This is a genomic window from Achromobacter sp. GbtcB20 (assembly GCF_019091095.1).
Classification (GTDB): domain Bacteria; phylum Pseudomonadota; class Gammaproteobacteria; order Burkholderiales; family Burkholderiaceae_B; genus Achromobacter; species Achromobacter mucicolens.
Map to the genome: position 1 here is coordinate 1 of NZ_JAGXJZ010000831.1, position 241 is coordinate 241.

The window sequence follows — 241 nt, forward strand, 5'->3', positions numbered from 1 at the left end:
CGGAAGCAGCGCGTGGCGGCATCGGCTGATGTGGTGCTTGCGGACCACGTCGCGAATGGCCAGCACATCCGCCATCGTGTAGGCGTTGCCGGCGGTACCGCCGTGGCTTTCCGGCGCGGACGAGGCCATCTCCTGTTCCAGCAGCTCGCGGGTCAGCGCAACCGGCAGGTGCGCCAGGAAATTGCGGCCCAGCGCGGATGACAACAGCGGCATCACCGTGCCGACGCGCAATTCCAGGAGG

Annotated in this window: 1 pseudogene; it reads right to left on the minus strand. The window is 68.0% G+C overall.

Features of this window, described 5'->3' with window-relative positions:
- Positions 1-241: pseudogene (locus KVT32_RS31300) on the minus strand (IclR family transcriptional regulator); the annotation flags it as partial.